3 protein-coding genes are annotated in these 3,219 nt (G+C 71.4%); all 3 read right to left on the bottom strand.

Going from position 1 to position 3,219, the window contains the following annotated elements:
* Positions 1–53: 53 nt before the first annotated feature.
* Positions 54–1,583, bottom strand: a complete 1,530-nt coding sequence (gene glpK, locus AOK09_RS34910) for a glycerol kinase GlpK (RefSeq protein ID WP_055591215.1) — start codon at positions 1,581–1,583, stop codon at positions 54–56.
* Positions 1,584–1,673: 90 nt separating this feature from the next.
* Positions 1,674–2,393: an MIP/aquaporin family protein gene (locus AOK09_RS34905; RefSeq protein WP_265736759.1), complete on the bottom strand. Its 720-nt coding sequence runs from the start codon at positions 2,391–2,393 to the stop codon at positions 1,674–1,676.
* Between the two features lie 507 nt (positions 2,394–2,900).
* On the bottom strand, positions 2,901–3,219 hold a 319-nt coding region (locus tag AOK09_RS42880; RefSeq protein ID WP_245687619.1), incomplete at its 5' end, for an IclR family transcriptional regulator C-terminal domain-containing protein.

Here is a 3,219-nt window from a genome sequence, read left to right as displayed (position 1 = left end):
GCCGGGGTGCGGCCCGGGCCGGGGGCGCGGACGGCGCTCCCGGCCCGGGGGGTTCAGCTGCGGGCGGGGTCGTCGTCCTCGTCGACCCAGCCCATGGTCCGCTCGACAGCCTTCAGCCAGTTCCTGTACTCCCGGTCGCGGGTCTCCTGGTCCATCCGCGGGGTCCACTCGGCGGCGCGGTGCCAGTTGGCCCGCAGGGTCTCCACATCCGGCCAGAAGCCGACGGCGAGGCCGGCCGCGTAGGCGGCGCCCAGCGCGGTGGTCTCGGCGACGTAGGGGCGCTCCACGGGTGCGTCCAGGACGTCGGCGATGTTCTGCATCAGCAGGTTGTTGGAGGTCATGCCGCCGTCGACCTTGAGGGCGGTGAGCTCCACACCGGAGTCCTTCTGCATGGCGTCGACGACCTCGCGGGTCTGCCAGGCGGTGGCCTCCAGCACCGCGCGGGCCAGGTGGCCCTTGGTCACGTAGCGGGTGAGGCCCGCGATGACGCCGCGGGCGTCGGAGCGCCAGTACGGGGCGAAGAGGCCGGAGAAGGCGGGGACGATGTAGGCGCCGCCGTTGTCCTCCACGGTGGAGGCCAGGGTCTCGATCTCGGCGGCGGTGGAGATGATGCCCAACTGGTCGCGGAGCCACTGCACCAGGGATCCGGTGACCGCGATGGAACCCTCCAGGGCGTAGACCGGGCGCTCCTTGCCGATCCGGTAGCCGACCGTGGTCAGCAGGCCGTGGTAGGAGTTGACGACCCGTTCGCCGGTGTTGAGCAGCAGGAAGGTGCCGGTGCCGTAGGTGGACTTGGCCTCGCCCTCGCTGAAGCAGGTCTGGCCGAAGAGTGCGGCCTGCTGGTCCCCGAGGGCGGAGGCGACCGGCACACCGGCGAGTTCGCCCACCGCGTGGCCGTAGACCTCGGCGGAGGAGCGGATCTCCGGGAGCACCGCGAGCGGTACGCCCATCGACTCGGCGATCCTCTCGTCCCACTCCAGGGTGTGCAGATTCATCAGCATGGTGCGGGAGGCGTTGGTGACGTCGGTGACGTGCACGCCGCCGTCGGGGCCGCCGGTGAGGTTCCAGATGACCCAGGTGTCCATGGTGCCGAAGAGGATGTCGCCGGCCTCGGCGCGCTCCCGCAGGCCCTCGACGTTGTCCAGCAGCCAGCGGATCTTGGGGCCGGCGAAGTAGCTGGCCAGCGGCAGGCCGGTCTCGCGGCGGAAGCGGTCCTGGCCCACGTTGCGGCCCAGTTCGCGGCAGAGCGCCTCGGTGCGGGTGTCCTGCCACACCAGGGCGTTGTGGACCGGCTCGCCGGTGTGCCGGTCCCACAGCAGGGTGGTCTCACGCTGGTTGGTGATGCCGATGGCGCGGATGTCCGCCCTGGTGAGGCCGGCCTTGTCCAGCGCCCCGTGGATCACCGACTGCACCCGGGTCCAGATCTCGGCGCCGTCGTGCTCGACCCAGCCGGGCTGCGGGAAGATCTGGCTGTGCTCCTGCTGGTCGACGGAGACGATGCGGCCGTCGGCGCCGAAGACGATGCAGCGGCTGGAGGTGGTGCCCTGGTCGATGGCTGCGATGTAGTTGCCGGTCGTGGTCATGAGGGCCTCGTTAGGTGGTGGAGGGGCCTGGGCTGAGGTGAGCTGACGGGTTGTCGGTCCCCGCCCGCGGGCGGGAGGCAAACCCGGTGGCTAGAACGCGGCGTGGTACAGCAGTCCGCCGAGCAGTCCGCCGACGACCGGGCCGACCACCGGGATCCAGGCGTAACCCCAGTCGGAGCCGCCCTTCTTGGGGATCGGCAGCAGGGAGTGGACGATGCGCGGGCCGAGGTCGCGCACCGGGTTGATGGCGTAGCCGGTGGGCCCCCCGAGGGAGAGGCCGATGCCGACCACGGTGAGGGCGACGATCAGCACTCCGGTGCCGGACAGGCCCAGGCCCTTGGTGAGGCCCTGGGAGAGGATGGCGAGGACCAGCACCATGGTGCCGATGATCTCGGTGATCAGGTTCTGGACGGGATTGCGGATCTCGGGGCCGGTGGAGAAGATGCCGATGGTCGGCTCGTCATTGGCCTGGAACTGTCCCAGGTAGGTCAGCCAGACCAGCGCGGCGCCGATCATGGCGCCCAGCAGCTGGGAGCCGAGGTAGAGCGGCACCTTGCTCCAGTCGCCGCTGTCGACGGCTATCGCGAGGGTGACGGCGGGGTTGAGGTGGGCGCCGGAGAGCGTCGACACCATGTAGGCGGCGACCATGACGGCGAAGCCCCAGCCGAAGGTGATCGCCAGCCAGCCGGCGCCCAGCGCCTTGGATCTCTTGAGGGTCACGGCGGCGCACACGCCGCCGCCCATGAGCACCAGTACGGCGGTGCCGAGGGTCTCGCCGACGAAGATGTCGCCATTGGAGAACGTGGACACTGCGACTCCCTTGTCCATGCCCAGCGGGTCGTGCCCGGTGCGTCCCGCGGTCGCCGTGCGGGATGCGGTGGTACGGCTCGTCCGTGGTGCGGAGGTGAGGGTGCCGCGGCGGGGGTACCGCGGCACTTCGGGGCGGCCCGTCCCTGGGCGCCCCTGGGTCCGGCGCGCGGGGACGGCCGGTGCGGGCGGCGGGCGCCTGGTGTGCGAAGGACAAGGGTTGCTCGGGGAAGCTCCCGTCCGCCGTTCGACATTGTCGACCGCCATGCGGCAGTTTTCCCCTTCGCTCAGGGTCGAGTCAAGAGCGGGTGACCTGCTTGTGACCGAGGGCTCCGCGGGGCGGTCGCGGAGGAGCAGGGTCGTGTGTGCGACGGGGGCCATGCCGGCCCGCCGGAGGCTGAGGAGGCAAGGATGGAGCCCGGCAAACTATGACAAATCGCCCACGAGGAGCGGACATTCCCGTCATTCCGTCATGCCGCCCGATTGCGGGCGACCAGGAGAACGGGCTGCTCAGAAGCGGGCGGCGCCCAGGTCCCGGGAGATCGACCGGGCGGCGTCGCGCACCGAGGCGACCAGCTCCGGCCGTACGAAGCCGGCCTCGCAGATCCGCTCCACGGCCCCGCTGATGCAGACCGCTCCGACCGGATTGCGCCGCCGGTCCTGGATCAGCGCCGCCGCCGAGGCGACACCCTCCCAGGTCTCCTCGACCGCGCCCGCCCAGCCGCGCTCCCGGGTCAGCGCGCACTCGGCGTCCAGGTCCGCCGGGTCGGTCAGGGTGCGCGAGGTGTACGCCTTGAGGTTCCCGCCGTCCAGCTCGCCGCGCGCCACC

Source organism: Peterkaempfera griseoplana, assembly GCF_001418575.1.
GTDB lineage: Bacteria > Actinomycetota > Actinomycetes > Streptomycetales > Streptomycetaceae > Peterkaempfera > Peterkaempfera griseoplana.
The sequence above is the reverse complement of the archived record's forward strand: the minus strand, read 5'-3'. Positions and strand labels throughout refer to the sequence as shown.